This is a genomic window from Nocardioides bigeumensis (genome assembly GCF_039531755.1).
Taxonomy (GTDB): Bacteria; Actinomycetota; Actinomycetes; order Propionibacteriales; family Nocardioidaceae; genus Nocardioides; species Nocardioides bigeumensis.
Window position 1 is genome coordinate 934,175 of the sequence record NZ_BAAAQQ010000002.1, and the last position, 26,585, is coordinate 960,759.

Genomic DNA, 26,585 nt, shown 5'->3' on the forward strand with positions numbered 1-26,585 from the left:
TGTGGTGTCCGAGGGGGGACTTGAACCCCCACGCCCTAATACGGGCACTAGCACCTCAAGCTAGCGCGTCTGCCAATTCCGCCACCCGGACGAGTGCGCTGGGAACTGTAGCAAAGCGCAGGGGCAACTTCCGCATCGTCGCGGGTGCCCGGGCGGGCGCCCGAGCGGGTGCCAGGATGGGGTGATGGAGACGGCTTCCCACGACCCCGCGGCCGAGGTCGTCGACCTCTGCAGCGAGCTCATCCGCATCGACACGACCAACGCCGGAGACGACGACGGGCCGGGGGAGCGGAAGGCTGCCGAGTACGTCGCCGGGCTGCTCGACGAGGTCGGGATCGAGTCCCAGATCCTCGAGTCGGAGGCCGGCCGCGCGTCAGTAGTGGCGCGGTGGGGCGGCGCCGACAGCTCGCGCTCGGACGCCCTTCTGCTGCACGGTCACCTGGACGTCGTGCCGTTCGCAGCCGAGGACTGGCAGGTGCACCCGCTCTCGGGCGAGGTCCGCGACGGCTACGTCTGGGGCCGCGGCGCGGTCGACATGAAGGACTTCGACGCGATGCTGCTGTCGGTGGTCCGCGCGCGGGCCCGGGCCGGTCTGGTGCCCGACCGGCCGATGGTGCTCTGCTTCACGGCCGACGAGGAGGCCGGAGGGCTCAAGGGGGCGGGGCCGCTGGTCGACGACCACCCGGAGCTCTTCGAGGGCTGCACCGAGGCGGTGGGCGAGGTGGGCGGCTTCAGCGCGACCGTGCGGGGCAGGCGCGTCTACCTCATCGAGGCCGCGGAGAAGGGGATGGCGTGGATGACGCTGACCGCCCGCGGTCGCGCCGGCCACGGCTCGATGATCAACCACGACAACGCGATCTCGCGGCTCACCGCGGCCGTCGCCCGGATCGGCGCTCACGAGTGGCCGGTGCGGCTCACCCCCGCCATGGAGGTCCTCCTCGCGACCGTCGCCGACCTGGCCGGCACCGAGGCGACCCCCGAGAACGCCGAGGCGCTGGTCGAGGAGTTCGGCAACGCGGCGCGGATGCTGGGGGCCGTCATCCGCAACACGGCCAACCCGACGATGCTGGACGCCGGCTACAAGGTGAACGTCATCCCCACCGAGGCCACCGCCCACGTCGACGGGCGCTTCCTGCCCGGCTACAAGGACGAGTTCTTCGACACGCTGCGCGAGCTGTGCGGCGAGGGTGTCGACATCGACTTCGTCAGCCACCAGGGCGCCTGGGAGATGCCCTACGAGACGCCGCTCGTGGACGCGATGAGCCGCTCGATCCTCTCCGAGGACCCCGACGCGATCGTGGCGCCGTACCTCATGAGCGCCGGCACCGACGCCAAGCACTTCGGCCGGCTCGGTGTGCGCACCTACGGCTTCGTGCCGCTGCGCTTGCCCGCCGAGCTGGACTTCACCGCCCTCTTCCACGGCATCGACGAGCGGGTGCCCACCGATGCGCTGGAGTTCGGCGCCCGGGTCTTCGACCGCTTCCTGGGCGACGTCTGAGGCGTTGCACCTGCGGTTTGGTCACCAACCGCAGGTTTCGGGCCGTGAAATCTGCGGTTGGTGACCAAACCGCAACTGTCAGCCGGTCCTCAGGTACGTCAGGGTCGGCCGGAGCTGTCGGATGATCTTGCGGCGGAGCACGACCCGGCGGACGCCGTCGGGACCGATCCGGACCCGGTCGAGGGTCCAGCCTCCGTGCTCGGCGCGCTCGACGAGCAGGTTCTTGACGTAGTTGCGGGAGAACTCACGCGGGATCGTGAGCCGCGCGTACTCCCACTCCACCCCGGGCGACGGGGCTCGTCGGTCGGCGGCGGGCGGCACCAGTCAGGCCTCGGACACGTCGTCGAGCGCGTCGACGATCTCGGAGGGCAGGGTCAGCTCCTCGACGCCCAGGGCAGCCTTCAGCTGGGCGGCGGTCCGGGCCCCGACGATCGGCGCCGTGACACCGGGGCGGTCACGGACCCAGGCCAGCGCCACCTCGAGCGGCGTCCAGTCCAGGCCCTCGGCCGCCCGGGCCACTGCGTCGACGATGCGGTTGCTCCGGTCGTCGAGGTAGGCGCCCACGAACGAGGAGAACGTCGACGACGCGCCGCGCGAGTCGCTCGGCGTGCCGGTGCGGTACTTGCCGGTGAGCACGCCGCGGCCGAGCGGCGACCACGGCAGCACGCCGAGGCCGAGAGCCGCACAGGCGGGCAGCACCTCAGCCTCGATGCCGCGGTCGAGCAGGGAGTACTCGACCTGGGTCGAGGCCAGCGGCGTCCGTCCCGGCACCGCCCGTTGCCAGGTCGCCGCCTGGGCGGTCTGCCATCCCGAGTAGTTGGAGATGCCGACGTACGCCGCCCGGCCGGTCGTCACCGCGGCGTCGAGCGCGGCGAGCGTCTCCTCGACCGGAGTGGAGTCGGTCCACACGTGGACCTGCCAGAGGTCGACGTGGTCCACGCCGAGTCGCTTGAGGGACGCGTCGAGCGTGGGCAGCAGGTAGCCGCGCGAGGTGTTGGTCACCCGCTCGCCGGTACGCCGGGAGATCCCGGCCTTCGTCGCGATGACCAGCTGGTCGCGCGGCACCACCGATCCGATGAACGAGCCGAGCAGCGCCTCGGCGTCACCGTCGCCGTAGCCGGCCGCCGTGTCGACCAGGGTTCCGCCCGCCGACACGAACGACGTGAGCTGCTCGCGCGCCTCGTGCTCGTCGGTGTCGCGGCCCCAGGTCATGGTGCCCAGGCCCAGTCGGGACACCTTCAGTCCGGTGCTCCCGACGTGCCGCTGATCCATGCCGGAAAGCCTAGTCCTACCCTTGCGAGTCGTGGTGGACCTCCTCAAAGCGGTCGTGCTCGGGCTCATCCAGGGGCTCACCGAGTTCCTGCCGATCTCCAGCAGTGCGCACCTGCGCATCTATCCCGAGCTGTTCGGGTGGGGCGACCCCGGTGCCGCGTTCACCGCCGTCATCCAGATCGGCACCGAGCTGGCGGTGCTCGTCTTCTTCCGCAAGGACATCTGGCGCATCGGCTCCATGTGGGTGCGCTCGCTGGCCAAGCCGGAGCTCCGGGGTCACCTCGACGCCCGGATGGGCTGGTTCATCATCATCGGGTCGCTGCCGATCGTCGTGCTCGGCATCCTGCTGAAGGACGTCATCGAGCGCGACTTCCGCAACCTCTGGCTGATCGCCACGACTCTCGTGGTCTTGGGTCTCGTGCTCGGCATCGCCGACCGGGTCAGCCGCGACAACCTGACGATCAAGAACATCTCGCTCCGCGACGCCGTCCTCATGGGGCTCGCCCAGGCGCTCGCCCTCGTGCCCGGCGTGTCCCGGTCGGGCGCCACCATCTCGATGGGACGGTTCCTCGGCTACGAGCGCGAGGCGGCCACCCGTTACGCGTTCCTGCTCGCCATCCCGGCCGTCGTCGGGGCGGGTCTCTTCGAGCTCAAGGAGATCCCGAACGGCGACAACAGCTACGGCTGGGGACCGACGGTCACGGCGACGATCGTCTCGTTCGTGGTCGGGTACGCCGCCATCGCGTGGCTGCTGCGCTACATCAGCACCCGCTCTTACACGCCGTTCGTCATCTACCGCGTCGCGCTGGGCCTGGCCACGATGGCGCTGCTCGCCGCCGGCGTCCTGGTCTCGTGACGGCTACAGCCAGCCGGACTTCTTGAAGAAGGCATAGAGGCCCGCCATCGAGCCGAGCATCAGGAACATCGCCCAGGCGTAACCGAAACGCCAGTCCAGCTCCGGCATGTGGGTGAAGTTCATGCCGTAGACGCCGGCGATCAGGGTCGGGACGACCACGATGGCGGCGCCGGCCGAGATCTTGCGCATGTCGTCGTTCTGCTGCACCGAGATGCGCGCGAGGTGGGCGTCGAAGGCGGTCGACAGCAACGAGTCCAGGGAGTCGATGATGTCGGCGGTCCGGCTGAGGTGGTCGGAGACGTCCCGGAAGAAGGGCGCCGCCTCGGGATCGATCCCGGTCACCAGGCCGGAGGCGAAGCGGCGCATCGGCTCACGCAGCGGCAGCACCGCGCGGCGTACTTCGGAGATCTCGCGCTTGAGGGTGTAGATGCGGACCGAGTCGTTGGTGCGCTCGGGGGAGAACACCGAGGCCTCCACCTCGTCGACGTCGATCTCCAGCTGCGCGGCCACTTCCTCGTAGCGGTCCACGATCGCGTCGCAGACGGCGTACACCACCGCGGACGGCCCGTGGGCGAGGATCTTCTCCCGCTCCTCGAGGTGCGTGCGGGCGTCCTTCAAGGCGGCGCCCTCGCCGTGGCGGACGGTCACCACGAAGTTCGGGCCGACGAACATGTTGATCTCGCCGGTCTCGACGGCGTCGTCCTCGTCGACGTACCAGAGCGTCTTCAGCGTCAGGAAGAGATTGTCGTCGTATCGCTCGAGCTTGGGTCGCTGGTGGGCCGAGACGGCGTCCTCGACCGCCAGCGCGTGGAGTCCGAAGATCTGCGCCACCCGGTCGAGCTCCTCGGCGCTCGGCTGGTGCAGCCCGACCCAGACGAAGTCACCGGGCTCGGTCGCCTGGTCGGCCAGCTCGGCCAGGTCGTCCACGTGGCAGTCGACGGAGACGCGCTCCCCTCGCCGGTAGAGGGCGCTGTCGACGATCATCTGTCCAGGTTAGTGGCACTAGCCTTCGCCTCATGGCAACCGTGATCCTCGTCCGCCACGGGCGTACGACGGCCAACGCCAGCGGCGTCCTGGCCGGCCGGACGCCCGGCGTGCACCTCGACGAGACGGGACGCCAGCAGGCCGCCGCGGCCGCCGAACGGCTCTCCGGCGTCACGCTCGCCCGTATCGTGAGCAGCCCGATGGAGCGCTGCAAGGAGACGGCGCAGGCGCTCGCCAAGGCCCAGGGCAGAGGCAGGGACACGTCGCAGCCGACCCGGCCGCGGGTCCGTGTCGACAAGGGCCTCACCGAGTGCGACTACGGCGACTGGCAAGGCCGGGCGCTGAAGGACCTGGTCAAGGAGAAGCTCTGGAAGGTCGTCCAGAGCCAGCCGTCGGCCGTCGAGTTCCCGGGCGGCGAGACCATGCGCGCGATGCAGGAGCGCGCCGTCGACGCCGTGCGCCGCCACGATGCCCTCGTCACCGCCGAGCACGGCCCGCACGCCGTCTGGGTCGCGGTCAGCCATGCCGACGTGATCAAGTCCGTGCTCGCCGACGCGCTGGGCACGCATCTGGACCTCTTCCAGCGCCTGCACGTCGACCCCGCCAGCCTGTCCGTGGTGAGCTACACCGAGGTGCGGCCGTTCGTCCTCTGCGTCAACACCTCCCAGGGCAGCCTGAGCCACCTGCAGCCGCCGGCGAAGGCGCGCCGCCGTCGAGCGGCCACCGACGCCGTGGTCGGCGGAGGCGCCGGACCCGCTGGAGGGACGTCCTAGGGTGGAGGACATGCCTGTCATCCACGGCTTCGACCCGCCTGAGCGCTTCGTCGCCGGCACCGTCGGCGAACCGGGGGCCCGCACCTTCTTCCTCCAGGCACGCAGTGGCGCGCGGATCGTGAGCGTGGCGCTGGAGAAGCAGCAGGTCGCCGCGCTGGCCGAGCGGATCGACGAGCTCCTGGACGAGGTCATGCAGACCGACGGCATGGCGACGGTCGTGCCGGCGGTCGCCCCCCTCGGGCTCGACGACACCGATCCGCTCGAGCAGCCGATCGAGGAGGAGTTCCGGGCCGGCACCATGACCTTGTCCTGGGACGCCAGCGACGAGCGCGTCGTCATCGAGGTCTTCCCGTTCACCGAGGCTGCGGTGGTCTCCCCGGAACAGGTGGGGGAGGACCTCGAGGAGCCCGAGCCCGAGGAGATCCTCCTGGTGCGCCTCGCAGCAGGTGCCGCGCGCGCCTTCGTGAAACGGGCCGCGCAGGTCATCGACGCCGGGCGGCCCAGCTGCCCCTTCTGCGGCGGTCCGATCGACCCGGACGGGCACCTGTGCGTGCGCGCCAACGGCTTCCGGCGGCGGGAGCCCACGGCGCTCGAGGAGTGAGCACTCCCGCGGCCCCCTCGGCCGACCTGCTCGACGGTGATCTCGAGCTCCACGGCCGGGTGCTGCCCGCGTCCAACGCGACGTTCGTGGCGGAGGTGGCGGGCGTCCGGGTCGTCTACAAGCCGGTGGCGGGGGAGCGGCCACTGTGGGACTTCCCCGACGGCACGCTCGCGGCGCGGGAGGTGGCGGCGTACGCCGTCTCCGAGGCATTCGGCTGGGACGTCGTCCCGCTGACCTTCCTGCGCGACGGTCCGCACGGCCCAGGGATGGTCCAGGTCTGGCAGGAGCCCGACGAGGACGACGTCGCCATCGACCTGGTGGCCGAGGGAGAGGTCCCCGACGGGTGGCGGCACGTCTTCGACGGGGTCGACCAGCACGACCGCGGCGTGTCCCTGATCCACGAGGACAGCGCACCGCTGCGCCGGATGGCCGTCTTCGACGTCGTCGTCAACAACGCCGACCGCAAGGGCGGCCACGTCCTGGCCATGACCGGGGGTCACCGGTACGGCGTCGACCACGGGGTCACCTTCCACGTCGAGCACAAGCTGCGCACCGTGCTGTGGGGGTGGAGCGGCGAAGGGTTGTCCCCCGACGAGCTGGCGGGTGTCGAGACCGTGCGCGACGCGGTGCGTGGCGACCTCGGCGAACGGCTGCTGACGCTGCTCACGCCGCCCGAGGTCACCGCGCTCCTCGGCCGTTGCGAGCGGTTGCTGCGCACGCACGCGCTGCCCGAGCCGGGTGGGCACTGGCCGGTCATCCCCTGGCCCCCGTTCTGACCGAGGGCCAGGTCCTAGACTTCCCGCCATGCGCGCCTGGCCGGCCCCCGACCTCCCACGTCTTGATGCGATGGGCCCACCCGTGCGCGTCCACGACACGGCGACCGGGCAGCTGGTGACGACCGCGCCCGAGGGCCCGGCACGGATGTACGTCTGCGGCATCACGCCGTACGACGCCACCCACATGGGCCACGCGGCGACGTACGTCGCCTTCGACCTCCTCAACCGGGCGTGGCGCAATGCCGGGCACGAGGTCACCTACGTGCAGAACGTCACCGACGTCGACGACCCCCTCCTCGAGCGCGCGGAGAAGGTGCACGTCGACTGGGTCGAGCTGGCCGAGCGCGAGACGGAGCTCTTCCGTGAGGACATGACCGCGCTGCGCGTGCTTCCTCCCGAGCACTTCGTGGGTGCGGTGGAGACCATCTCGTTGGTGGTCGCGCTGATCGAGCGGCTGCAGGCGGCGGGGGCGATCTACTCGGTCGACACCGATCTCTACTACTCGGTCACGGCGGACCCGGAGTTCGGCGGCGTCAGCGGGTGGACCCGCGAGCGGATGCTCGAGGTCTTCGGCGAGCGCGGTGGCGACCCCGACCGCGAGGGAAAGCGTGATCCTCTCGACTGCGTCGTCTGGCGCGGCGAGCGTCCGGGAGAGCCGTCGTGGGAGAGCCCGTTCGGTCGCGGCCGACCCGGCTGGCACATCGAGTGCACTGCGATGGCGCTGGAGTACCTCGGGTCCGCGTTCGACGTGCAGGCCGGTGGCAGCGACCTCGTCTTCCCGCACCACGAGATGTGCGCGGGCGAGGGTCAGGTAGCCGTCCCCGGGCAGCCGTTCGCGAAGGCCTACGCCCACGCCGGGATGGTCGGGTACGACGGCGAGAAGATGTCCAAGTCCAAGGGCAACCTGGTCTTCGTCTCGGGCCTCCGCCACAGCGACGTCGACCCGATGGCGATCCGCCTCGTGCTGCTGCGCCACCACTACCGGTCGGACTGGGAGTGGACCGACGACCAGCTCTGGGACGCGGTCGACACCGTCGACTCGTGGCGCAAGGCGCTGTCCCTGGGCGCTGGAGCGGCAGCGGCGCCGCTGGCGGAGGAGGTGCTGGCTGCGCTTGCCGACGATCTCGACGCCCCTAGGGCGCTGGAGTCGGTCCAGGCGTGGGTGGACGCCACGCTCGGCAACACCGGGCACCTCGCCGACGCCTCCGACCCGGCAGCCGGGCCGCAGGTGCACCGCCTCCTCGACGCCGCGCTCGGCCTGGCGCTCTAGGAGTCGTCGCCGCGCTTGAGGTAGCGCTCGAACTCCCGCGCGATCGCCTCGCCGGAGGCCTCAGGCAGCTCGGTGGTGTCCCGGGTCTCCTCGAGGGCACGCACGTAGTCGGCGATGTCCTCGTCCTCCTCGGCGAGCTCGTCGACGCCGCGCTCCCAGGCGCGGGCGTCCTCCGGGAGGTCGAGCAGCGGGAGGCTCGCCTCCAGCAGCTCCTCCAGGACCCCCACGAGGGCCAGCGTGGCCTTCGGGCACGGGGGAGACGCGGCGTAGTGGGGCACGGCGGCCCAGTAGGACACAGCGGGGATGTCGAGGCGGACGCAGGCGTCCTGGAACACGCCGACGATGCCGGTGGGACCTTCGTACGTCGACGTCTCCAGCTTGAGCCGGTCGACCAAGTCGGGCTCCGTGGCGCTTCCGGTCACCGGCACCGGGCGGGTGTGCGGGGTGTCCGCGAGCAGGGCGCCCATGGTGATGACGAGGTTGCCGCCCAGCTCGTTGCAGGCAGCCAGGATCTCGGCGCAGAACTGCCGCCACCGCATGTTGGGCTCGATGCCACGGACCAGGATCACGTCGCGGTCGAGCTCGGGCGGGGACGCCACCGCGATCTGGGTCGAGGGCCAGGTGATCCGGCGGTGGCCCAGGTCGTCGGTGCCGACCATCGGCCGGTTGACCTGGAAGTCGTAGAAGTCCTCCGGGTCGACGGCCCCGACGATCCGGGCGTTCCACACCCTCATCAGGTGGTCGACCACTCCCGAGGCGGCGTCCGCGGCGTCGTTCCAGCCCTCGAAGGCGGCGATGACCACGGGATCGACCAGGTCGTCGACGTCCTCGATCTCGATCACGCACCCAAGCCTAGTAGCCATGCCCGCGCGGCGAGGATTTCCCCACGGTCAGCGCGCGGTGTCACGATCGGGACGTGCCCGAGGCCGCCGCTCGCTTCCGCCCAGACGCGACCGTGGAGCTCTCCCGCCTGCTCGGGGAGCGAATCCTGGTCATCGACGGGGCGATGGGCACCGCCATCCAGCGGGACCGGCCGTCCGAGCAGGCCTATCGCGGGGAGCGCTTCGCCGACTGGCCCTCGGACCTGCAGGGCAACAACGACCTGCTGTCGATCACCGCCCCGGACCTGATCGCCGAGATCCACCGCGAGTACCTCCAGGCCGGCGCCGACATCATCGAGACCAACACGTTCAACGCGAACGCCATCTCCCTGTCCGACTACGGCATGTCCGACCTCGCGCGCGAGCTCAACCGCGAGGCGGCCGCGCTGGCTCGGCGGGTCGCGGACGAGTTCGCCGCCGCCACCCCGGACCGGCCGCGCTTCGTCGCCGGCGCGCTCGGCCCGACCTCGCGGACGGCCTCGATCTCGCCGGACGTCAACGATCCCGGAGCGCGCAACGTCCTCTTCGACGAGCTGGTGTCGGCGTACCTCGACGCCGCGAACGGCCTGGTCGAAGGCGGTGCCGACCTCCTCGTCGTCGAGACCATCTTCGACACGCTCAACGCGAAAGCCGCGATCTTCGCGCTGGAGACCCTCTTCGAGGAGCATGGCCGCCGCTGGCCGGTGATCATCTCCGGCACCATCACCGACGCGTCGGGTCGGACCTTGTCGGGACAGGTGACCGAGGCGTTCTGGGCGTCGGTGCGCCACGCCCGTCCGCTCGCGGTCGGCCTCAACTGCGCGCTCGGCGGTCGCGAGATGCGGCCCTACATGGCCGAGCTGAGCCGGGTCGCCGACACCTTCGTGTCCTGCTATCCCAACGCCGGCCTGCCGAACGCCTTCGGGGAGTACGACGAGCAGGCCGACGAGACGGCCGGTGTCCTCGGGGAGTTCGCGCAGGCAGGCTTCCTCAACCTCGTCGGCGGCTGCTGCGGGACCACCCCCGAGCACATCCGCGCGATCGCCGAAGCGGTGGCCGGCGTACCCCGCCGCGAGGTCCCCGAGATCGCGGACGCGATGCGGCTCAGCGGCCTCGAGCCCTTCACGATCACCGAGGACAGCCTCTTCGTGAACGTCGGCGAGCGCACCAACATCACCGGGTCGGCGAAGTTCCGCAACCTCATCAAGGCCGGCGACTACGACACCGCACTGACCGTCGCCGCCCAGCAGGTCGAGAACGGCGCGCAGGTCATCGACGTCAACATGGACGAGGGCATGATCGACGGCGTCGCCGCGATGGACCGCTTCCTCAAGCTGGTCGCCGCCGAGCCCGACATCAGCCGGGTGCCGGTGATGGTCGACTCCTCGAAGTGGGAGGTCATCGAAGCCGGCCTCAAGTGCGTGCAGGGCAAGGCGATCGTCAACTCCATCTCCCTGAAGGAGGGCGAGGACGCGTTCGTCGCCCACGCCCGCCTGTGCCGCAAGTACGGCGCCGCCGCGGTCGTGATGGCGTTCGACGAGGACGGCCAGGCCGACTCGCTCGAGCGTCGGCAGGCGATCTGCGAGCGTGCCTACCGGATCCTCGTCGACCAGGTCGGCTTCCCGCCCGAGGACGTGATCTTCGACCCGAACGTGTTCGCGGTCGCGACCGGTATCGAGGAGCACGCGACGTACGGCTCGGACTTCATCGAGGCCACCCGCTGGATCAAGCAGAACCTCCCAGGCGCCAAGGTGAGCGGCGGCATCTCCAACGTGTCGTTCTCGTTCCGGGGCAACAACCCCGTGCGCGAGGCGATCCATGCGGTGTTCCTCTACCACGCGATCAAGGCCGGCCTCGACATGGGCATCGTCAACGCCGGCGCGCTGGTCGTCTACGACGAGGTCGACCCCGAGCTGCGCGAACGGATCGAGGACGTCGTGCTCAACCGGCGCCCGGATGCCGCAGAGCGGCTCCTCGAGGTCGCCGAGACCCACAACCGGGCAGGGGAGGTCGAGGAGGGTGTCGCCGAGGAGTGGCGCTCACTGCCGATCCGGGCCCGCCTGAGCCACGCGCTGGTGAAGGGGATGGACGCGCACGTCGAGGCCGACACCGAGGAGATGCGCGCCGAGATCGTCGGCGCCGGAGGCCGCACCATCGAGGTCATCGAGGGTCCGCTGATGGACGGCATGAACGTCGTCGGGGACCTCTTCGGCTCGGGCAAGATGTTTCTCCCGCAGGTCGTGAAGAGCGCGCGCGTGATGAAGAAGGCGGTCGCCTACCTGATCCCCTTCATCGAGGCGGAGAAGGCCAAGGACCCCGCGGTCTCGAGCGCCAAGCAGACCAACGGCACGATCGTGATGGCCACGGTGAAGGGCGACGTCCACGACATCGGCAAGAACATCGTCGGCGTCGTGCTCCAGTGCAACAACTTCGAGGTGATCGACCTCGGCGTGATGGTGCCGGCGCAGAAGATCCTCGACACCGCGGCCGAGGTCGAGGCCGACCTCATCGGCCTGTCGGGCCTGATCACGCCGTCACTGGACGAGATGGTGGGCTTCGCCAGCGAGATGCAGCGCCTCGGGCTGACCATCCCGCTGCTCGTCGGTGGTGCGACCACCAGCCGCGCGCACACCGCGGTCAAGGTCGATCCCAAGTACGACGGGCCGGTGGTCTGGGTGAAGGACGCGTCCCGCTCGGTCGGGGTGGCCTCCGCGCTCCTGAGCCGCACCGGCCGCGACAAGCTGATGAGCGACGTGCAGGCCGACTTCGAGTCGTTGCGCACCCGGCACGCCGCCAAGCACGACCGGCCCATGGCGACGTACGCCGCCGCGCGCGAGAACGCGACGCCGATCGACTGGGAGGGGTACGCCGCACCTGCCCCGGCCAAGCCTGGCGTGACGGTGTTCGACGACTACGACATCGCAGAGCTGCGCGACTACATCGACTGGCAGCCGTTCTTCAACGCGTGGGAGATGAAGGGCAAGTTCCCTGACATCCTCAACAACCCCTCGACCGGGGAGGCGGCGCGCAGGCTCTACGACGACGCACAGGAGATGCTGGACAAGATCGTCGAGGAGAAGTGGCTGACCGCCGGCGGGGTGCTCGGCTTCTTCCCCGCCGCGGCGGTGGGCGACGACATCGAGGTCTACGACGACGCCCGCACGTCGACGCGGGTGACGCTCCACCACCTGCGGCAGCAAGGGCAGCACCGCGACGGCGTCCCCAACCGCTCGCTCGCCGACTTCGTCGCCCCCGTCGGCTCCGGCATCGCCGACCACGTGGGCGCCTTCGCCGTCACCGCCGGCCACGGGCTTCCGGACCGGGTGGCGGCGTTCAAGGACGCCCTGGACGACTACTCCGCGATCCTGATGGAAGCGCTCGCCGACCGGCTCGCCGAGGCGTTCGCCGAGCGGTTGCACCAGCGGGTTCGCACCGAGCTCTGGGGGCACACGCCCGACGAGGCGCTCACCCACGACGACCTGGTCCGGGAGCGCTACACCGGCATCCGCCCGGCCCCCGGCTACCCCGCGTGCCCCGACCACACCGAGAAGCAGACGCTGTGGACCCTGCTCGACGTCGATGAGACGGCCGGCATCACTCTCACCGACTCGATGGCGATGTGGCCGGGCGCCTCGGTCTCGGGGTGGTACTTCTCCCACCCGCAGTCGCAGTACTTCGTCGTCGGCCGCCTCGGCCGCGACCAGGTGGCCGACTACGCCGAGCGCAAGGGCTGGACCCTCGCCGAGGCCGAGAAGTGGCTGTCGCCCAACCTGGGGTACGACCCCGATGACTGAGCCGGAGAGCAGGATGCCTGACGAAAACCCTTGCGGTTTGGTCACCAACCGCAAGTCCGAGGCACCGAAATCTGCGGTTGGTGACCAAACCGCAGGTCCGACGCCCGCCTTCCCAGCCGCACTGCTCTGGGACATGGACGGCACCCTGGTCGACACCGAGCCCTACTGGATCGACGCGGAGTATCGCCTCGTCGGCCGCCACGGGGGCACCTGGAGCGAGGCGCACTCCCTCAACCTGGTCGGCAACGACCTGATCGACTCCGGGCACTACATCCGTGAGCACGGCTCCGTCGACCTGACCCCCGAGGAGATCGTCGAGGAGCTGCTCGACGACGTCGTGGCCCAGCTCGAAGGAGAGGTGCCGTGGCGGCCTGGCGCCCGAGAGCTGCTCGCCGAGGCCACCGCGGCAGGCGTTCCGTGTGCGCTGGTGACCATGTCCTACACGCGCTTCGTCACGCCGATCCTGGCGCAGCTGCCGGGCGGCACCTTCACGGAGATCGTCACCGGCGACACCGTCTCGCAGGGCAAGCCGCACCCCGAGCCTTACCTCAAGGCGGCAAAGCTGCTCGGCGTGCACCCGGAGGAGTGCGTGGCCATCGAGGACTCCGACCCCGGGACCACGAGCGCCGTGGCCGCCGGGTGCACCGTCCTGGTGATCCCCAACCACGTCCCTGTGAGCGCCGGCGAGCGTCGCTTCCATCGCGACACGCTGGCCGGTCTCACCCTTGCGGATCTGAGCCGGCTCGACCCGACCTCCTAAGGTCGTACCCATGCCGCTGCCCATAGAGGACTACGCCCTCGTCGGCGACCGGGGTACAGCGGCGCTCGTCGGCAACAACGGCTCGGTGGACTGGCTCTGCCTGCCGCGCTTCGACTCCTCTGCTTGCTTCGCGGCACTCCTCGGCGACGAGGACAACGGCCACTGGCAGCTGGTGCCGGAGGGGGAGTACGACGTGCAGCGGTCCTACCTCGCGGACACGGCCCTCCTCGAGACGACGTTCACGACGGCTCAGGGGCGAGTCACCCTGCTCGACGTGATGCCGACGAACGACCGCCGGGCCGATCTCGTACGACGCCTCACGGGCATCGAGGGCAGCGTGCGGATGCGCCACGAGTGGGTGGTCCGCTTCGACTACGGCAAGGTCCGGCCCTGGGTGAGCCGTCAACGCGCCGACGACGAGGAGGTGATCGTCGCGATCGCCGGGCCGGACAAGCTCGTGCTTCGCGGACCGCGCCTCCCGCACCGACAGGACGGCCGCCACGTCGACACCTTCGACGTGCACGAGGGTGACGTGCTCACCTTCGCGACGACCTGGGTGCCGTCGTGGTCGAAGACGCCCAAGGCCGCCAACCTCGACGAGGCGATCAAACGCACGAAGATGGAGGAGGAGCGCTGGAGCTCCGGCTGTCGCGACGACCTCCCGCACCGCGAGCTGGTGGTGCGCAGCCTGCTCACCCTCCGGCTGCTCACCCACGCGGAGACCGGCGGCATCGTGGCGGCACCCACCACGTCCCTCCCGGAGAACTTCGGCGGTGCCCGCAACTGGGACTACCGCTACACCTGGTTGCGCGACGCCGCGCTCACCATCGAGACGCTGCTCACCGCTGGCTACACCGAGGAGGCCAGGCTCTGGCGCACGTGGCTGCTGCGCGCCGTCGCCGGCGACCCCGAGGACCTGCAGATCATGTATGCCGTCGACGGTGCGCGACGGTTGCCCGAGCGGGAGCTCGACCACCTGCCGGGGTACGCCGGCTCGACGCCTGTGCGCATCGGCAACGGGGCCGTCGACCAACGCCAGACCGACGTCCTGGGCGAGGTGATGATCGCGCTCCAGCAGGCGCGTGAGGCCGGCCTGGAGGAGACCGACCTGAGCTGGTCGCTGCAGCGCATGCTCGTGGAGGACCTGGCGGACCACTGGGACGACCCCGATCACGGGCTGTGGGAGATCCGGGGTCAGCCCCGGCACTTCACGCACTCCCGTGTGATGGTGTGGGCGGCCTTCGACCGGGCCGTCGAGGCGATCGAGGACCAGGGTCTCGAGGGGCCGCTCGAGCGCTGGCGGCAGGCCCGTGACGACGTACGCGCCGAGGTCCTCGACCGTGGCGTCGACCGCGAGCGCGGCACGTTCGTTCAGCACTACGAAACTACCGAGCTGGACGCCTCGCTGCTGATGATCCCTCTGGTCGGTTTCCTCCCGGGCGACGACCCTCTCGTGCTCGGCACGATCGCGGCCATCGAGGAGGACCTGCTCCGTGACGGGTTCGCGCTGCGCTACCGCACGGACACCGGCGTCGACGGGCTGCCGGGCGACGAGCATCCCTTCCTGGCGTGCTCCTTCTGGCTGGTGTCGGCGTACGCGATGGCCGGCAGGCACGACGACGCGCGCGCACTCTTCGACCGGCTCTGCGCTCTCACCAACGACGTCGGCCTGCTCTCGGAGGAGTACGACGTGGGGCACGATCGGATGGCCGGCAACTTCCCCCAGGCGCTGAGCCACCTCACCCTCGTGCAGGCGGCCCTGCGGCTGGCAGAGGGGCGCTCCGGCTCTCAGGAGGACGTGGTCCAGGGGTGACGGTCCGGGGTCCTGGACCGCGCCTGGCCGCGGCCAGGGTTGACGAGGTACTAGCACCACCGTCCAATGGTCAGCGAGCCGCTCGTGCTCCAGGCTGGACCCCCCACCAACCATGGAGGTCCCCATGACGCCACCCAGATCACCGGGCCGACCCGCAGGCATCGCCGTCGCGGCCCTGATCGTGCTCGCGCTGTCCGCTGGTCCGGTCTCGGCCAGTGATGACGACAAGGAGGTTCGCAGGGAGGGCACCTGCGGCCAGACGACCGAGTGGAAGGTCAAGGCCAAGAAGGACGACGGCCGCATCGAGTTCGAGGGTGAGATCGACAGCAACCGCAACGGGCAGACCTGGCGGTGGAAGATGAAGCACAACGGCTCGATCTCCGCGCAAGGCACCGCAACCACCCGTGCACCGAGCGGGTCCTTCGACGTCGAGCGCAAGCTCGCCGACCTCTCGGGCACGGACATGCTGGTCTTCAAGGCCAAGAACCCCGCCACCGGCGAGCGCTGCCGCGGCGCGATCGCCTTCTGAGGCTGTCGAGCCGTTGCGTCCGCCGTCGTACCTCACCGTCCTGCGCAGCCCGCTGGTCCTGTTCCTGGTCGTCGGCACGCTGGTCCTGGCCGGCATCGTGATCGCGACGGAGGTGCTGGTCAGGCGGGCCGCCCAGAACGAGGCCGTCTACGACGCCCGGGCGACCACCCTCGTCCTCGCGCGCTCGGTCGCTGAGCCCGCGATCCCCAAGGGGCTGGTCGCAGCCGAGGCGGGCGCTGTCGACAAGCTCGACCGGCAGGTCCTCGACCGTCTGCTGGTCGGCGAGGTACGCCGCATCAAGATCTGGAACCGCGAGGGCGTCATCGTCTACTCCGACGCGATCCGGCTGATCGGCAGTAAGTACGACCTGGGGGACGACGAGCTGGACGTGCTCGAGAACGGCGGCGTGGACGCGGGCGTCTCCGACCTCTCCGAGGATGAGAACCGGTTCGAGCGCGATCTCGGCGGCGTGGTCGAGGTCTACGCCCAGATCAGGTCGCCTGAAGGTCAGCCGCTCCTCTTCGAGGTCTACTACGACGATGCCGACATCGACGAGCGCGAACGTGAGGTCTTCGGACCGTTCCGCCGGATCACGCTGGGCGCGCTCCTCGCCTTGGTGCTCCTGGCGGCGACGATGATCTTCGTGCTGACGAGCCAGGTGCGTCGTGCGGCTCGCGAGCGTGAGCGCCTGCTCGTGCGCACCGCGGACGCCTCGGCGGCGGAGCGTCGGCGGATCGCGCGAGACCTGCACGATGGCGTCGTCCAGGACCTCGCCGGGACCGCGTTCGCGTTGCACTCCGTGTCGTCCGATGCCGGGGCGACTCCCGCCGTGCGGACAGCGGTCAGCGACGCGGGCCGGTCCCTTCGCGAGTCACTCCGCGCGCTGCGGTCGCTCCTCGTCGAGATCCACCCGCCGGACCTGGGCGCGGACGGGTTGGCGGCCGCTCTCGAGGACCTGACCGCACCGGCTGCCGGCATGGGCATCGCGACGACCGTGTCGGTCGAGGGCGTCGAGCAGGTCAGCGACCAGACGACCACGTTGGTCTGGCGCGTGGCGCAGGAGACGGTGCGCAACGCGATCCGGCATTCGGGGGCGACCAGCCTCGACGTCCGGTTCGCGGCTGCCGGGGGGCAGGTCACACTGACCGTGACCGACGACGGGCGTGGCTTCGACCCCGGGGGTCCTGTGGCCCCAGGGCACCTGGGGCTGCGCGGGCTGGCGAGCCTGGCTGCCGACGCGGGAGGCCGCCTCTCCGTCCGCTCGTCGCTCGGAGCGGGTACCACGGTGACCTTGGAGGTGCACGACCGATGACCGACGAGCGGATCAGGGTGGTGGTCGTCGACGACCACGCCGTCGTACGCCGTGGACTGGAGCAGCTGCTCGCGGTGGCCACGGACATCGATGTCGTCGGCACGGCCGGCGACGGCGCCCAGGCGGTCGAGGTCGTCCGGAACGTGCGCCCGCACGTGGTGCTCATGGACCTCCAGATGCCGGGAGTGGACGGGGTGGAGGCGACCCGCTCGATCGTGGCGGAGGCGCTCGCCGACGTCCTGGTGCTCACGTCCTTCTCCGACTCCGAGCGCATCGTCGCGGCTCTCGACGCGGGTGCTGTCGGCTATCTCCTCAAGGACGCCGACCCCGAGGACGTGCTGGCGGGCATCCGCTCCGTGCGGGAGGGTGGCTCGCCGATCCACCCACGCGCGGCCCGCCAGCTGCTCGGTGCGCGCGCCTCGGCAGCCGACCTGTCGGCGACCTCTGCGTCGTTGACCGCGCGCGAGGCGGAGGTGATCGAGCTGGTCCGCCACGGTCTGGCCAACAAGCAGATCGCCCGGCGGCTGGGGATCAGCGAGCGGACCGTCAAGGCGCACCTCACCTCGGCGTTCGCGGCCATCGGCGTGGCCGACCGCACGCAGGCGGCCCTGTGGGCGGAGCGCCGGACACTTCCCCCGGGGATGGTCGACCATGACGACGGACACGACTGACGACACGGCCCCCGTCGACATGACTCCACCGATGCGCCTGGCCCGTCGGTCCTTGCCTTGCCACTGCCGTCCGGGCGCTCCAGGGCCGAGGTGGCAGCCGACGTCGACGCCATCGACTGGTCGACGCCCTACGCTGGCGCTCGGACGGGCTGCCGCTCGAGGAGCTCGAGGAGAACGTGTCCTAGCGGGCGGGTGGCCCGGCCGTCAGGGCTGGCCGGTGACCTCCTGCGCGGTCAGGAGGTCGCCGGCGGGATCCTCGGCGGGGGTGGGGGGCACGGTCACCGGGAGCGGCGGGGGAGTGCCGCCGTACGCCGGGCACAACGCCTTGTGGGCGCACCAGTCGCACATCCGGCTGGGACTCGCGCGCCAGTCGCCGTCCTCCTCGGCACGACGGATCGCCTCCCACAGCGCGATGATCTTGCGCTCGGTGGCCTCGAGGTCCGCCTCGTCCGGCTCGTAGCGCAGCATCTCCGCGCTGCCGAGGTAGACCAGCTGCAACATCGACGGCAGGACGCCTCGACTGCGCCACAGCGCCAACGCGTAGAACTTCATCTGGAACAGCGCCTTGGCCTCGAAGCCCTCGCCAGGAGCTCTTCCAGACTTGTAGTCAACCACTCTGAGCCGGCCGTCGGGCGCCTCGTCGAGACGGTCGACGAAGCCGCGCAGGAGCAGTTTGGAGTCGAGCAGCGCCTCGACGTAGAGCTCCCGCTCGGCGGGCTCGAGACGGCGTGGGTCCTCCAGCGTGAAGTAGCGGTCCAGCACCTCGGCGCAGCTCGCGAACCAGGCCGCGAAGGCGAGCTGGTCGTCCTCGGCACCGACGAGCATCTCGGCGAGCCCCGGCTCCTCGGCCAGCAGGGCCCCCCACGACGGTGCGAGCAGGTCACGGGCCTGGTCCGGGGTGCGCTGGTCGGCCGGCAGGTCGAACAGGTCCTCCAGGACCTTGTGGACCAGCGTGCCGCGCACGGCGTCAGGGGAGAACGGCTCAGGTAGCCGGTCGACGGTGCGGAAGCGGTAAAGCAGCGGGCAGACCATGAAGTCGGCGGCGCGGCTCGGCGACAGGGCGCCGAGCACGTGGACTCCGTCCACGGGCGTCGACAGGGCGACCGCCGGACTCTGGTCCGACCCCTCGGGCAGGTCGCCCTGCGCGGCTGCCACCTCCATGCCGCTCACACTAGGTGCGGGCTCCGACACCGGCCGCGTCCCGCCCGTCAGGGCAGGTCTGCAGCCGTGTGTCGGCTAGCCTCTGTGTGTGTCGGACGAGTCTTCTGGGGCGCGGGAGAGCGGGCCTGAGCCGCGCCCGCCCGGCACCCTGCGCATCGGCTCGATCGCCGGCACGGCGGTCTATCTGCAGTCCTCCTGGTTCCTGGTCGCCGGCCTCATCGCCGTCGTGATGGCGCCACGGGTGGAGGCGGTCCAGCCCGGACTGGGCGCCGGCAAGTACGTCGCGGGGCTCGCCTTCGCGGTCGTGCTGTACGGCTCCGTCCTGCTGCACGAGGTGAGCCACGCCCTGATGGCGCGTCGCTGCGGCTACCCGGTGAGCTCCATCTCGCTCAACTTCCTGGGCGGCATGACGGCCGTCGAGGGCGAGGCCCGGTCGCCGCGCCACGAGCTCTTGATCGCAGTCGTGGGTCCGCTCACGTCGATCGCGGTGGGCATCGGGGCCATCGGACTCTGGTTCGTCACGCCCGACGGGCTGTTGCGGATGGCCGTCGAGGGCCTGGCCGGGGCGAACCTGCTCGTCGGGGTCATCAACCTCGTCCCCGGGCTCCCGCTCGACGGCGGCCGCGTGCTGAAGGCCCTCGTCTGGGGCGCGTCGGGCAGCCCCCATCGCGGCACGCTCGCCGCCGGGTGGGGGGGCCGGGTCGCTGCCGTCCTCGCGCTGGCGTGGCCCTGGATCCAGTACGAGCTGCTCGACACCACGCCGACGGTCGTCGACTTCCTCCTCACGTTCGTCGTCGCGCTGTTCCTTTGGTCCGGAGCATCGGCGGCGATGGCGTCCGCGCGCCTGCGGACCCGGCTGCCGTCGCTCGCGGCGCGCCAGCTCGCCCGGCGTACCCTCACCGTCCCTGAGGACCTGCCCCTCGCAGAGGCCGTGCGTCGCGCACAGGAGGCCCAGGCGGGCAGCATCGTGACGGTCAGCGGTTCCGGCCAGCCGGTCGGCATCGTCTCCGAGGCGGCCCTCCTGGCCACCCCGGAGGACAGACGTCCGTGGGTCGCCGTCTCGACCGTCGCCCGTCAGGCCGACAGCCTCCGCCTGCCCGTCGGCATCTCCGGCGAGGAGCTCATCCTCGCGATCAGCCGCAACCCCGCCGCCGAGTACCTCCTCATGGACGAGTCCGGCGGCATCTACGGCGTGCTGACCACTGCCGATGTCGACCGGGCCTTCCGCGCCGCTCACCGCTGAAACTAGTCTGCGGTTTGGTCACCAACCGCAGATCCACGGCCGGAAATCTGCGGTTGGTGACCAAACCGCAGGCACTTCGATCCGAGGATCGGCCGGAGCAGGACGTCCAATAGGGTCGCGGGCATGCCTGAGCCGTCCCCCCGCGAGCTGCCCGACGTCGCCGTCGACGCGTGGTCAGGCGTCCACCGCGGGCCCTTACGTGCCGGCGAGTGGGTGCGGCTGACCGACCAGAAGGGTCGCAAGCACAACTTCGAGCTGGTCCCCGGCAAGCGGTTCTTCTCCAACAAGGGGCACCTCGAGCACGACGACCTGATCGGACGCGAGGAGGGTTTCGCGGTCGCGTCCTCGGCGGGGGGTGAGTACCTCGTGTTCCGGCCGCTGCTGAGCGAGTTCGTCGTCTCGATGCCTCGCGGTGCGGCCGTCATCTACCCCAAGGACTCCGCGCAGATCGTGGCGCTGGCCGACATCTTCCCGGGAGCCCACGTGGTGGAGGCGGGCGTCGGGTCGGGTGCCCTCACCTGTTCTTTGCTGCGTGCCGTGGGGCCGCACGGCCGACTGATCTCCTACGAGCGCCGCGAGGAGTTCGCCGACGTCGCTCGGCGCAACGTGTCGAGGTTCTTCGGCACCAGTGGTGAGGAGCAGCATCCGGCCTGGAGCCTCACGGTCGGCGACGTGGCCGAAGAGCTGCCCGCCTCCAGACTCCGGGCAGACCGGGTCATCCTCGACATGTTGGCGCCCTGGGAGTGTGTCGACGCGGCAGCGGATGCCTTGGTCCCCGGCGGCATCGTCTGTGTGTACGTCGCCACGACCACCCAGCTCAGTCGGGTCGTCGAGACGCTGCGCGCCCATGGCGGCTTCACGGAGCCACATGCCTGGGAGTCACTGGTGCGCGACTGGCACGTCGAGGGGCTCGCGGTCCGACCTGGGCACAAGATGATGGGGCACACGGCCTTCCTGGTCACCGCCCGTCGGATGGCGCCGGGCGAGCGGGTGCCGATGAAGAAGCGCCGCCCCGCTCCCGGGGCCTACGGGCCCGACTACACCGGTCCGCGTCCGGCCGACGTCCCGGTCCAGGCGGAGGATCCCGTCGCGGAATTGTGACCAACACCCGCACTTTTCCGCTTCCGTCTGGCTGTCGCGCGGGTAGGGTCGACGGACGAGGAGGTGAGACGCAATGACGACTTCCGAAGGACCCGGACGCGACGAGCTCGCGAGCCAGGTGCGGTTCCTGGAGGCCGAAGTGTCGGACCTGCGCCGAAGGCTGCAGGACGCCCCCGGTCAGACGCGTGGCATCGAGCTGCGCCTCGCGGACACCCAGCGGTCTCTCGCGGCCGTGACGAGCCAGAACGAGCGCCTTGCCCAGACCCTGCGCGAGGCCCGAGACCAGATCACCAAGCTCAAGGAGGAGGTCGACCGCCTGGCGCAGCCGCCGGCCGGCTTCGGCACCTTCCTCCAGCGCAACGACGACGACTCGATCGACGTTTTCACCGGCGGGCGCAAGCTGCGCGTGCACGTCAGTCCCAACGTCGAGCTCGACGCCCTCAAGCGAGGTCAGGAGGTCATGCTCAACGAGGCGCTGAACGTCGTGGCCGCGATGAGCTACGAAGAGGTCGGCGAGGTCGTGATGCTCAAGGAGCTGCTCGCCGACGGCGACCGAGCCCTGGTGATCGCGAACGCCGACGAGGAACGCGTCGTACGCCTTGCTGCCCCGCTCAAGGAGATCCACCTGCGGGCAGGGGACTCGCTGCTGCTCGACACCCGGGCCGGCTACGTCTACGAGAAGGTCCCGAAGTCGGAGGTCGAGGAACTCGTCCTCGAAGAGGTGCCCGACATCGCCTACGAGTCCATCGGTGGGCTCCGAGGCCAGATCGAGGCGATCCAGGACGCGGTCGAGCTGCCCTACCTGCACCCCGAGCTCTTCAAGGAGCACCAGCTGAAGCCGCCGAAGGGCGTGCTCCTCTACGGGCCGCCGGGCTGTGGCAAGACGCTCATCGCCAAGGCGGTCGCCAACTCGCTGGCCAAGAAGGTCGCGGCCAAGACCGGCCAGGAGGGGAAGTCCTACTTCCTCAACATCAAGGGCCCCGAGCTGCTCAACAAGTACGTCGGCGAGACCGAGCGGCACATCCGGCTGGTCTTCCAGCGGGCGCGCGAGAAGGCCAGCATGGGTACGCCCGTGATCGTGTTCTTCGACGAGATGGACTCGCTGTTCCGCACCCGTGGCTCCGGCGTCTCCTCGGACGTCGAGAACACCATCGTCCCGCAGCTCCTCAGCGAGATCGATGGCGTCGAGGCGTTGGAGAACGTCCTCGTCATCGGTGCGTCCAACCGCGAGGACATGATCGACCCCGCGATCCTGCGGCCCGGCCGGCTCGACGTGAAGATCAAGATCGAGCGCCCTGACGCCGAGTCCGCCCGCGACATCTTCAGCAAGTACCTCCTGGCAGACCTGCCGCTGCACAGCGACGACCTGGCCGAGTTCGGTGGCGACCGCGACGCCTGCGTCGCGGGGATGATCCAGGCGACCGTCGAGCGGATGTACACCGAGTCCGAGGACAACAGATTCCTCGAGGTGACCTATGCCAACGGTGACAAGGAGATCCTCTACTTCAAGGACTTCAACTCCGGGGCGATGATCCAGAACATCGTCGACCGCGCCAAGAAGATGGCGATCAAGGATTTCCTCGACCACTCCCAGCGTGGTCTCCGGGTGCAGCACATGATGCAGGCGTGCCTGGACGAGTTCAAGGAGAACGAGGACCTGCCCAACACCACCAACCCCGACGACTGGGCGCGGATCTCCGGCAAGAAGGGCGAGCGGATCGTCTTCATCCGCACGCTCATCACCGGCAAGCAGGGCACGGAGCCGGGTCGTTCCATCGACACGGTTGCGAACACCGGCCAATACCTCTGACGCACTCACGTAGAGCTTTCCACGACACGGCTGCGAACTGTTCGCGCGTCGAAAGCCCTTATGTAGCAGGCGTTCCACACCCCGAGGGGTGGGCGCCCAAGGCGAGGTGTCTAGTCCAGTCAGCGCCGATGGGCCATATTTCTTTCGTTAGTTTCGCTCCGACCTAAGTCGCGTCGCATGATGGCGGCACCTCGGGGGGATTCTGAGGTGCTGCCCGTCGGTGGGGACCGACGGTCGGGGGGATGCAAATCAAGGGATCACTCATGCCTGCACGCAGGGGCGCGTCAAAGCGCCTGCACGGTCGAAGCATCGCCAAGCTCACGGGAGCAGCAGTCGCCGCGCTCCTGGTCCTCACCGGGCAGCAGGCACTCGCAGCGCCTGCCGAGGAGGGCGCGACCAGGTCCGACTTCCTGGTCACCTTCGCCGCGGGGACCACGGTCCAGGAGCGCGACGACGCCCTGGCCCAGGCTGGCGCTCTCGTGACCTCGACCGTGCCGCCACTGAGGCTGTACGCCGCCTCACTCACGGACGAGGCCGCCGCCGGCTTGAGCTCGGCCGCCGGAGTCGTCCGTGTCGAGCGCGACCAGGTGCGCGAGCTGCAGGCCGAGCCCGACGACCCGTCGTACGCCGACCAGTGGGCGCTCCGGACCATCGGGTGGGACACCGCCCGCGCCGACGTCACGCCGGCCGGTTCGGCGGTCGTCGCGGTGCTCGACACCGGTGTCAATGCCACTGACGACCTCGCAGGTGCCCTTCTCCCCGGTGCCTCGATGCTCGGCGACGACCCGACCACCGGCGACCCCAATGGGCACGGCACCGACATGGCCAGCATCGTCGCGGCCGGCGTGGACAACGGCGTCGGCATCGCCGGCGTGGGCTACGCACGTGTGAAGGTCCTCCCGATCAAGGTCCTGGGCGCGGACGGGCTCGGGCAGGACAGTGCCGTCGTCGAGGGCGTGGTGTACGCCGCCGACCACGGCGCCGACGTGATCCTCATGTCCTTCTCCAACCCCGGCGCCAGCGCCTCGCTGCAGGCCGCTGTCGACTACGCCTGGGCCCGTGGCGCCGTGCTCGTCGCCGCTACCGGCAACGACGGCTCCACCACGGCGACGTACCCGGCTGGCACCGCCAAGGTCGTCGGCGTCTCTGCCACCGACCGCAACGATGCGTTGTGGAGCTCCTCGAACTCCGGCGCTGACACGTTCCTCGCCGCCCCTGGCGTCGACATCGCCACCGGCAGTAGCCCCGTCACCGGCACTTCAGCATCTGCGGCGATCGTCGCGGGTGCCGCCGCCCTGGTGAAGGCGAACGACCCGGCTGCCGGCAACGGCGTGGTCGTCGGCCGGCTCGCCCGCAACGCCGACGTCGCCGGCTCGCAGTCTGACAGCGGCAACGGCCGGGTCAACCTCGCCCGCGCGCTCGCCGACTCCTCGACCGACCCGATCGTTCCCGAGGGCGTCGCTGGCGACGGCGGTCCCGTCGTCGGCCCGTACGTCGCTGCCGCGAAGGACCTTGACCTGACTTTCGTGGGTTCCGGCTCCGTCGCGTGGACCTCCAAGGCTGACAACAAGAGCGCCATCTCCGGCACCTGCAACGGCACACCTAACCCCTGCCGAATCGCGGCTGGCAATGACGAGCAAGTCGTCCTGGTCGCTACTCCCTCGAGCGGGGTATTCACCGGAGCATGCGCAGGGACTGGCACGTGCACGGTGACCATGAATGTCGCTAAGACAGCAACGGTCACTTTCGGTTCGACGACCACCACGACGACCACCACGCTTTCGCGAACCGCCGGCACCACCCCGGGCGTCTACGGCTCTGCCCTGACGTTCACCGCGAGCGTGACCGGCAACCCCGGCAACCCCGGCAACGTGGGGACGGTCACTTTCAAGAGCGGCACGACCACGATCTGCTCGGCTGTTGCCCTCAGCTCTAGCACGGCAACTTGTTCGCCGGCAAAGCTGCCGGTAGGCACCTATTCCCTCACGGCTGAGTACAGCGGCGGCACGGGCTTCAGCGCGAGCAGCAGTCCGGCGCTCGCCCAGGTCGTCACTGTGAGGTCGCTGACTGGCTCGTTCACCGCCGCGAACAAGAGCTACGACGGAAATGCGGACGCGACCGTCACCGGTCGCTCGTTGTCCGGTGTCCTCGACGGGGACACCGTGACCTTGGACGGCGGCACGGCAGCGTTCAACAACAAGCTCGTAGCCAACGGGAAGACCGTCACCTTGTCAGGCGCATCGCTGGGCGGTTCTAGCGCCGGCAACTACTCGCTCGGGTCGATTTTCACGACGACGGCCAACATCACGGCCAAGGCATTGACGATCACCGCTGACAGCCGGACCAAGACCTTCGGTGAGTCGCTGGACCTCGGCACCACGGCGTTCACCACGGGCGCCGGCCAGCTGGTAAGCGGCGACTCGGTCACCGCAGTGACGCTCACCAGCGCAGGAGCGGCAGCAAATGCCCCTGTCGTGGCGGGTGGGTACCCGATTGTGCCCTCCGGTGCGACAGGCGTTGGGCTCGCCAACTACGACATCACCTACGTCAACGGCGCGCTGACGGTTGCCCAAGAGGGGCAAACGATCGCGTTCCTCCAGCCGACGGGCAAGACGTACGGCGACTCGTTCTCGGTCTCGCCAACCTCGGACTCGAACCTGACCGTCTCGGTGGCAGCGACTGGCGGCTGCACGGCCGCACCCAACGCGGACGCAAGCGCGTCGGGATACCTGGTAACGATCACCAGTGGCACCTCCGACTGTGTGCTCACCGCCTCGCAGGCCGGCAATGCCAACTACGCGCCTGCCACGAACGTGGAGCGGACCGTCACGGTCTCCAAGAAGGCACTGACTGTGACTGTGGACGCAGACCCGGACACGGGGGCCCAGGAGAGCTTCAGCAAGGTGTACGGCTCGACCAACCCGGCCTTCTCCGTGCGCTACGCAGGCTTCGTCTCGGGCGACCTTTCGGGTGCCCTCGGCGGGACGCTCGCATTCAGCACTACGGCGACCTCGTCGACCGGGGTCGGCTCGTACGGCGTCGAAGCCAGCGGGCTGGCGTCGAGCAACTACTCGTTCGTCTATGTGGACGGGACGCTGTCGGTGACCAGGAAGCAGCTGACGGTGACCGCGGATGACGACGACAAGGTGTACGGGTCGGGGAACCCGTCGCCGTTGACGTTCGCCTATTCCGGTGGGTTCGTGGGCGGTGACGACGCGGGTGACATCGACACCGCGCCGACGTGTGCGACCGACGCGGTCGCGTCCAGCCCGGTGGGGGAGTACGACATCACCTGCTCCGGTGCGGACGACGAGAACTACTCGTTCGTCTATGTGGACGGGACGCTGTCGGTGACCAGGAAGCAGCTGACGGTGACCGCGGATGACGACGAGAAGGTGTATGGGTCGGGGAACCCGGCGCCGTTGACGTTCGCGTACGCCGACGACGACTTCGTGAACGGTGACGACGCGGGTGACATCGACACCGCGCCGACGTGTGCGA

Annotated in this window: 21 protein-coding genes and 1 tRNA gene; 16 read left to right on the plus strand and 6 right to left on the minus strand. The window is 70.0% G+C overall.

Annotation, left to right across the window (positions count from 1 at the left end):
* Window positions 1–2: 2 nt before the first annotated feature.
* Window positions 3–91, minus strand: a tRNA-Leu gene (locus tag ABD295_RS05695).
* 93 nt (window positions 92–184) lie between these two features.
* Between ABD295_RS05695 and ABD295_RS05700 the strand changes: the two genes are divergently transcribed.
* A complete protein-coding gene (locus ABD295_RS05700) occupies window positions 185–1,498 on the plus strand; it encodes a M20/M25/M40 family metallo-hydrolase (RefSeq protein ID WP_344302674.1) in 1,314 nt (437 codons plus the stop codon).
* Window positions 1,499–1,576: 78 nt separating this feature from the next.
* Here ABD295_RS05700 and ABD295_RS05705 read toward each other — a convergent pair whose 3' ends face one another.
* Together ABD295_RS05705 and ABD295_RS05710 are read right to left on the minus strand one after the other, a co-directional pair.
* Window positions 1,577–1,819 carry a DUF5703 family protein gene (locus ABD295_RS05705; protein WP_344302675.1) on the minus strand — a complete coding sequence of 81 codons (243 nt, stop codon included), beginning with the start codon at window positions 1,817–1,819 and terminating at the stop codon, window positions 1,577–1,579.
* A 3-nt stretch (window positions 1,820–1,822) separates the two neighbouring features.
* Window positions 1,823–2,770, minus strand: coding sequence for an aldo/keto reductase (locus ABD295_RS05710; protein WP_344302676.1), 948 nt, complete (start codon window positions 2,768–2,770; stop codon window positions 1,823–1,825).
* Window positions 2,771–2,801: 31 nt separating this feature from the next.
* On the opposite strand from ABD295_RS05710, the gene ABD295_RS05715 reads away from it, so the two are divergent.
* Window positions 2,802–3,626: an undecaprenyl-diphosphate phosphatase gene (locus ABD295_RS05715; protein ID WP_344302677.1), complete on the plus strand. Its 825-nt coding sequence runs from the start codon at window positions 2,802–2,804 to the stop codon at window positions 3,624–3,626.
* Window positions 3,627–3,629: 3 nt separating this feature from the next.
* On the opposite strand, the gene corA is transcribed toward ABD295_RS05715, so the two are convergent.
* Window positions 3,630–4,610 carry a magnesium/cobalt transporter CorA gene (gene corA, locus ABD295_RS05720; RefSeq protein WP_344302678.1) on the minus strand — a complete coding sequence of 327 codons (981 nt, stop codon included), beginning with the start codon at window positions 4,608–4,610 and terminating at the stop codon, window positions 3,630–3,632.
* A 32-nt stretch (window positions 4,611–4,642) separates the two neighbouring features.
* Here corA and ABD295_RS05725 point away from each other — a divergent pair, with 32 nt between their 5' ends.
* The 4 genes from ABD295_RS05725 to mshC are packed head-to-tail and all read left to right on the plus strand — an operon-like array spanning window position 4,643 to window position 8,030.
* On the plus strand, window positions 4,643–5,383 hold the full coding sequence (locus ABD295_RS05725; protein ID WP_344302679.1) for a histidine phosphatase family protein: 741 nt from the start codon (window positions 4,643–4,645) through the stop codon (window positions 5,381–5,383).
* A gap of 10 nt (window positions 5,384–5,393) precedes the next feature.
* Window positions 5,394–5,984: a DUF3090 domain-containing protein gene (locus ABD295_RS05730; RefSeq protein ID WP_344302680.1), complete on the plus strand. Its 591-nt coding sequence runs from the start codon at window positions 5,394–5,396 to the stop codon at window positions 5,982–5,984.
* Window positions 5,981–6,760 carry an SCO1664 family protein gene (locus ABD295_RS05735; protein ID WP_344302681.1) on the plus strand — a complete coding sequence of 260 codons (780 nt, stop codon included), beginning with the start codon at window positions 5,981–5,983 and terminating at the stop codon, window positions 6,758–6,760. The genes ABD295_RS05730 and ABD295_RS05735 overlap by 4 nt, the downstream gene beginning before the upstream one ends.
* A gap of 28 nt (window positions 6,761–6,788) precedes the next feature.
* Complete coding sequence (mshC, locus tag ABD295_RS05740) at window positions 6,789–8,030, plus strand: cysteine--1-D-myo-inosityl 2-amino-2-deoxy-alpha-D-glucopyranoside ligase (RefSeq protein ID WP_344302682.1); 1,242 nt, start codon at window positions 6,789–6,791, stop codon at window positions 8,028–8,030.
* Here mshC and ABD295_RS05745 read toward each other — a convergent pair.
* Window positions 8,027–8,872: a PAC2 family protein gene (locus ABD295_RS05745; protein WP_344302683.1), complete on the minus strand. Its 846-nt coding sequence runs from the start codon at window positions 8,870–8,872 to the stop codon at window positions 8,027–8,029. The genes mshC and ABD295_RS05745 overlap by 4 nt on opposite strands.
* 74 nt (window positions 8,873–8,946) lie before the next feature.
* Between ABD295_RS05745 and metH the strand changes: the two genes are divergently transcribed.
* The 6 genes from metH to ABD295_RS05775 all read left to right on the plus strand — a co-directional run bounded on the left by metH (window position 8,947) and on the right by ABD295_RS05775 (window position 17,769).
* Window positions 8,947–12,684 carry a methionine synthase gene (metH, locus tag ABD295_RS05750; protein WP_344302684.1) on the plus strand — a complete coding sequence of 1,246 codons (3,738 nt, stop codon included), beginning with the start codon at window positions 8,947–8,949 and terminating at the stop codon, window positions 12,682–12,684.
* A gap of 121 nt (window positions 12,685–12,805) precedes the next feature.
* The gene (locus ABD295_RS05755) at window positions 12,806–13,444 is read left to right on the plus strand and encodes an HAD family hydrolase (protein WP_344302720.1); all 639 of its coding nucleotides are present in this window, start codon (window positions 12,806–12,808) and stop codon (window positions 13,442–13,444) included.
* Between the two features lie 10 nt (window positions 13,445–13,454).
* The gene (locus ABD295_RS05760) at window positions 13,455–15,257 is read left to right on the plus strand and encodes a glycoside hydrolase family 15 protein (protein WP_344302685.1); all 1,803 of its coding nucleotides are present in this window, start codon (window positions 13,455–13,457) and stop codon (window positions 15,255–15,257) included.
* 124 nt (window positions 15,258–15,381) lie between these two features.
* The gene (locus ABD295_RS05765) at window positions 15,382–15,786 is read left to right on the plus strand and encodes a hypothetical protein (RefSeq protein ID WP_344302686.1); all 405 of its coding nucleotides are present in this window, start codon (window positions 15,382–15,384) and stop codon (window positions 15,784–15,786) included.
* A gap of 13 nt (window positions 15,787–15,799) precedes the next feature.
* Window positions 15,800–17,098, plus strand: coding sequence for a sensor histidine kinase (locus tag ABD295_RS05770; RefSeq protein WP_344302687.1), 1,299 nt, complete (start codon window positions 15,800–15,802; stop codon window positions 17,096–17,098).
* Complete coding sequence (locus ABD295_RS05775; protein ID WP_344302688.1) at window positions 17,095–17,769, plus strand: response regulator; 675 nt, start codon at window positions 17,095–17,097, stop codon at window positions 17,767–17,769. The genes ABD295_RS05770 and ABD295_RS05775 overlap by 4 nt, the downstream gene beginning before the upstream one ends.
* Window positions 17,770–17,973: 204 nt before the next feature.
* Here the strand turns inward: ABD295_RS05775 and ABD295_RS05780 are convergent, their stop codons facing one another.
* Window positions 17,974–18,930, minus strand: coding sequence for a RecB family exonuclease (locus ABD295_RS05780; RefSeq protein ID WP_344302689.1), 957 nt, complete (start codon window positions 18,928–18,930; stop codon window positions 17,974–17,976).
* An 88-nt stretch (window positions 18,931–19,018) separates the two neighbouring features.
* Here ABD295_RS05780 and ABD295_RS05785 point away from each other — a divergent pair, with 88 nt between their 5' ends.
* From ABD295_RS05785 to ABD295_RS05800, 4 genes are all read left to right on the plus strand, one after another.
* On the plus strand, window positions 19,019–20,173 hold the full coding sequence (locus tag ABD295_RS05785; protein ID WP_344302690.1) for a site-2 protease family protein: 1,155 nt from the start codon (window positions 19,019–19,021) through the stop codon (window positions 20,171–20,173).
* Window positions 20,174–20,296: 123 nt separating this feature from the next.
* Window positions 20,297–21,274, plus strand: a complete 978-nt coding sequence (locus ABD295_RS05790; RefSeq protein ID WP_344302691.1) for a tRNA (adenine-N1)-methyltransferase — start codon at window positions 20,297–20,299, stop codon at window positions 21,272–21,274.
* A gap of 73 nt (window positions 21,275–21,347) precedes the next feature.
* On the plus strand, window positions 21,348–23,084 hold the full coding sequence (arc, locus tag ABD295_RS05795) for a proteasome ATPase (protein WP_344302692.1): 1,737 nt from the start codon (window positions 21,348–21,350) through the stop codon (window positions 23,082–23,084).
* A gap of 263 nt (window positions 23,085–23,347) precedes the next feature.
* On the plus strand, window positions 23,348–26,585 hold a 3,238-nt coding region (locus ABD295_RS05800; RefSeq protein ID WP_344302693.1), incomplete at its 3' end, for an MBG domain-containing protein.

Coding starts and splice junctions, on each gene's coding strand:
- ABD295_RS05790 (WP_344302691.1), top strand. CDS start 20,297: ATGCCTGAGCCGTCCCCCCGCGAGCTGCCCGACGTCGCCGTCGACGCG.
- ABD295_RS05710 (WP_344302676.1), bottom strand. CDS start 2,770: ATGGATCAGCGGCACGTCGGGAGCACCGGACTGAAGGTGTCCCGACTG.
- mshC (WP_344302682.1), top strand. CDS start 6,789: ATGCGCGCCTGGCCGGCCCCCGACCTCCCACGTCTTGATGCGATGGGC.
- ABD295_RS05775 (WP_344302688.1), top strand. CDS start 17,095: ATGACCGACGAGCGGATCAGGGTGGTGGTCGTCGACGACCACGCCGTC.
- ABD295_RS05765 (WP_344302686.1), top strand. CDS start 15,382: ATGACGCCACCCAGATCACCGGGCCGACCCGCAGGCATCGCCGTCGCG.
- ABD295_RS05760 (WP_344302685.1), top strand. CDS start 13,455: ATGCCGCTGCCCATAGAGGACTACGCCCTCGTCGGCGACCGGGGTACA.
- arc (WP_344302692.1), top strand. CDS start 21,348: ATGACGACTTCCGAAGGACCCGGACGCGACGAGCTCGCGAGCCAGGTG.
- corA (WP_344302678.1), bottom strand. CDS start 4,610: ATGATCGTCGACAGCGCCCTCTACCGGCGAGGGGAGCGCGTCTCCGTC.
- ABD295_RS05725 (WP_344302679.1), top strand. CDS start 4,643: ATGGCAACCGTGATCCTCGTCCGCCACGGGCGTACGACGGCCAACGCC.
- ABD295_RS05780 (WP_344302689.1), bottom strand. CDS start 18,930: ATGGAGGTGGCAGCCGCGCAGGGCGACCTGCCCGAGGGGTCGGACCAG.
- ABD295_RS05700 (WP_344302674.1), top strand. CDS start 185: ATGGAGACGGCTTCCCACGACCCCGCGGCCGAGGTCGTCGACCTCTGC.
- ABD295_RS05730 (WP_344302680.1), top strand. CDS start 5,394: ATGCCTGTCATCCACGGCTTCGACCCGCCTGAGCGCTTCGTCGCCGGC.